At 56.8% G+C, this 3,338-nt stretch carries 5 protein-coding genes and 1 pseudogene; 1 reads left to right on the top strand and 5 read right to left on the bottom strand.

Annotation, left to right across the window (positions count from 1 at the left end):
• Window positions 1-77: pseudogene (locus ACIQ5B_RS10585) on the bottom strand (30S ribosomal protein S4); the annotation flags it as partial.
• Between the two features lie 178 nt (window positions 78-255).
• Between ACIQ5B_RS10585 and ACIQ5B_RS10580 the strand changes: the two are divergent.
• Window positions 256-573, top strand: coding sequence for a chorismate mutase (locus ACIQ5B_RS10580; protein WP_397598987.1), 318 nt, complete (start codon window positions 256-258; stop codon window positions 571-573).
• A gap of 87 nt (window positions 574-660) precedes the next feature.
• Here the strand turns inward: ACIQ5B_RS10580 and ACIQ5B_RS10575 are convergent, their stop codons facing one another.
• The 4 genes from ACIQ5B_RS10575 to glyA all read right to left on the bottom strand — a co-directional run.
• A complete protein-coding gene (locus ACIQ5B_RS10575) occupies window positions 661-1,383 on the bottom strand; it encodes an RNA methyltransferase (protein ID WP_397598986.1) in 723 nt (240 codons plus the stop codon).
• Window positions 1,380-1,841 (bottom strand): transcriptional regulator NrdR, encoded by a 462-nt coding sequence (gene nrdR, locus ACIQ5B_RS10570; RefSeq protein WP_397598985.1) that lies wholly within the window; start codon window positions 1,839-1,841, stop codon window positions 1,380-1,382. Before nrdR ends, ACIQ5B_RS10575 begins: the two co-directional genes overlap by 4 nt.
• Complete coding sequence (locus tag ACIQ5B_RS10565; protein WP_397598984.1) at window positions 1,842-2,186, bottom strand: zinc-ribbon domain-containing protein; 345 nt, start codon at window positions 2,184-2,186, stop codon at window positions 1,842-1,844.
• A 46-nt stretch (window positions 2,187-2,232) separates the two neighbouring features.
• Window positions 2,233-3,338 (bottom strand): serine hydroxymethyltransferase (gene glyA / locus ACIQ5B_RS10560; protein WP_397598983.1); only part of this gene is annotated, 1,106 nt, incomplete at its 5' end.

Below are 3,338 nucleotides of genomic sequence, written 5' to 3'. Positions count from 1 at the left end.
GGTGATTTTGGACGGCCCCAGATGTTTTCACCCATGCGGCGGTCAAGTTTATACTTCGAGCTTGTACGCTTCGTCATTTTAAGACTCCAATTGCTAACAACGTTGTTTCCGGTCCCGCGCGACACATATGCATGTGCCGGACACCTGCTTCACCGGAATGCAGGGTCGATTGCGAAGCGGCGCCTATGGCTGCAGATCGGCCATATGTCAACATCTGGCTCGACTTTAGGCACGCTGAACCTTAAAGGCGCTGCCATGAGCAGCACTGATAGCCCCAAAACACCTGAGAGTTGCACCAACATGGTTGACGTGCGGGCAGGCGTCGACGCCGTTGATGCGCAGCTGGTCGATCTGCTGGCGCAGCGATTTGCTTATATGGATGCTGCGGCGCGCATCAAAACCGAACGCAATGCGGTGCGCGATGAAGCGCGCAAGCAACAGGTGCTGGCAAATGTGAAAGACGCCGCACGCAACGCTGGCATCCCCGCAGAGGTCGTCGGCGACTTGTGGGAGCTTTTGGTTGAAGCCTCCATCGCCTACGAGCTCGAAAAGTGGGATGCCAATCGCGCTTAAGGTTTAGATGCCTGATCCCATTGCCCCTGCGCGGTGCATTGCTTTTTACGCGTGGATGCAAACAGCCGGGGCGCGGTTACCAAGCCTCTATTCTTCGGCGGGTCGCCTTCTGTTCAATGTGGTCAGCACCCCGCGCAAGGTCCTGACTTCATAGGCGTTCCATGCAGGTTTTGTGAGCAAGTTGCGTAAGGTGCGCCGTGTGACGGGCGCACGATCGACCGGTGTGAAGTAATTTAACGGTTCCAGCATGGCATCAAGCTGCGCGATCAGGCCGTCGAGCTCAAACTGTGACGCTGGCGGTTCCAGATCGGTTTTGGGTGGGCTGGCCAGCGATTGGGTTTTTGACCATTCATAGGCGCACAGAATGACCGCCTGGGCGAGGTTCAGGGACCCAAACTCTGGATTGATAGGCACAGTGATGATGGCGCGCGCAACATTGACTTCGTCGCTGTCAAGGCCGGAGCGTTCCGAACCGAACAAGATTGCGCTTCGCCCGGCATTGCCAACAACTTCTTTAGCCGCTGTCTCAGGCGTGATGACTGGCTTGGTGACGCCACGCTTGCGCACGGTCGTTGCATAGATATGCGCGATGTCCGCTGTCGCTTCGGCAAGCGTTGGAAAAACCTGTGCATTGGCGAGCACAATGTCTGCGCCAGACGCCGCAGGGCCAGCATTCGGGTTGGGCCACCCGTCACGCGGCGCGACAAGGCGCATTTCCGTCAGGCCGAAATTCAGCATAGCGCGGGCGGCTTTGCCGATATTTTCGCCCAATTGTGGACGCACAAGAATGATGATCGGCGGCGAACTCATTTCTGCGCCGCTTCAACCACGCTCCCGGCGAAATCTTCAAAATCCTTCGCCTCGCTGAAGTCTTTGTAGACGGATGCAAAGCGAATGTAGGCGACGCTGTCGAGGGCCTTTAATCCGTCCATGACGAACTCGCCGATGCGCTTGGAATCAATTTCGCTTTCACCCAAGGTTTCCAGCTGCCGCTGAATGGCAGAGGCGAGCTTTTCAATCTGGGCATGGTCGACGGGACGCTTGCGGCACGCGACGGAAAGAGAGCGTTCAAGCTTTTCGCGCTCAAATGGCTCACGCTTGCCGTCGGTCTTGACCACCGATAGCTCACGCAACTGAATGCGCTCAAAAGTCGTAAACCGACCGCCGCAACCTTCGCACTGCCGCCGTCTGCGGATAGCGCTATTGTCTTCGGTGGGACGGCTGTCCTTAACCTGACTATCGTCGTTTCCGCAAAATGGGCAGCGCAATTATTTTTCCTGATTCTTTTTCTTGTTTACGTGACGGTAGGCAACGATACCGGCGCCAATCAATGCGCCTGTTGCTAGTCCGATTGGGGCAATGACCGCGGCTGCAGCGCCGATGGCGGCACCGCCAGCAACTTTCTTGACGGTATCTTGATCCGCCAAATGCTTGCCCGTGTGAAACGCATCCTTGGTCGCGCCCCACAATTCATCAGCCGCTTCACCGACATAATGCTTGGCTTGGTTGGGGAAGCTTTCGGCTGCAAGCTGCTCAGGCGTTTTGGCGCCACATTGCGGGCAGAACTTCATCCCTTCGCCATACTCGGCATTACACTCGTTACAAAATCCCATGGTTATTTCCCTTCTGTGTATTAGATGGGTAAGTCACCTATATAATTCAAGATGGGTAGATTGGGAAGCGTGCGCAAAGTGCCTCGGCTTCGTCCTTGATCCGTGCTTCGATCTGGCCGTCGCCAGCCTCGCCATTGTGACGAAGACCTTCGACGACATCGGCGATCATCCTGCCGATCTGGCGGAATTCCGCCGGGCCAAAACCACGGGTGGTGCCAGCTGGGGTGCCCAAGCGGAGGCCGGACGTGACAAACGGCTTTTCTGGATCGAACGGTATCGAGTTTTTGTTGCACGTAATCGAAGCGCGATCGAGCGCATGTTCGGCATGCTTGCCCTTGGCTTCTTTGGGCCGCAGATCGACCAGCATCGAGTGGTTGTCGGTGCCGCCGGACACGATATCGAGCCCTTGTTCCTGCAACGAAGATGCAAGCGCCTTCGCATTTTCGACGACATTGGCGGCGTAGCTTTTGAATTCTGGCTTCATCGCATCGGCAAAGCACACAGCCTTTGCTGCGATCACATGCACCAACGGCCCACCCTGCAGCCCGGGGAAAATTGCCGAGTTGAATTTTTTGGCCAGTACCTCGTCATTGGTCAATATGATGCCCGAGCGCGGCCCGCGTAACGACTTGTGCGTTGTGCTCGTCGTGACGTGCGCGTGCGGCACAGGCGAGCTATGCGCGCCGCCTGCAACCAGCCCGGAGATATGCGACATATCGGCCAGGAGGTAAGCGCCGACTTCATCCGCAATTTCCCGGAATCGGGCCCAGTCCCAGCCCCGCGAATAAGCCGTGCCGCCGCAGATGATCAGCTTTGGTTTGTTTTCTCTGGCGATGCGCGCAACTTCGTCCATGTCGATCCGATGGTCATCACGGCGGACACCATATCCGATCGGATTGAACCATTTGCCGGACATGTTTACCGGCGATCCATGGGTCAAATGCCCGCCTGCGTTGAGATCTAGGCCCATGAAAGTGTCGCCGGGCTGCAGAAGCGCGAGGAACACCGCCTGATTCATCTGGCTGCCGCTATTGGGCTGCACATTTGCAAATGCACAGCCGAACAATTGCTTCGCGCGCTCAATGGCGATGGTTTCGATTTCATCGACATATTCGCAGCCGCCATAATAACGCTTGCCCGGATAGCCTTCGG

This window comes from Sphingorhabdus sp. (assembly GCF_044374345.1).
Lineage (GTDB): Bacteria > Pseudomonadota > Alphaproteobacteria > Sphingomonadales > Sphingomonadaceae > Sphingorhabdus_B.
This window is presented reverse-complemented; position numbering and strand designations above follow the sequence as displayed.

Coding starts and splice junctions, on each gene's coding strand:
- ACIQ5B_RS10580 (WP_397598987.1), top strand. CDS start 256: ATGAGCAGCACTGATAGCCCCAAAACACCTGAGAGTTGCACCAACATG.
- ACIQ5B_RS10575 (WP_397598986.1), bottom strand. CDS start 1,383: ATGAGTTCGCCGCCGATCATCATTCTTGTGCGTCCACAATTGGGCGAA.
- ACIQ5B_RS10565 (WP_397598984.1), bottom strand. CDS start 2,186: ATGGGATTTTGTAACGAGTGTAATGCCGAGTATGGCGAAGGGATGAAG.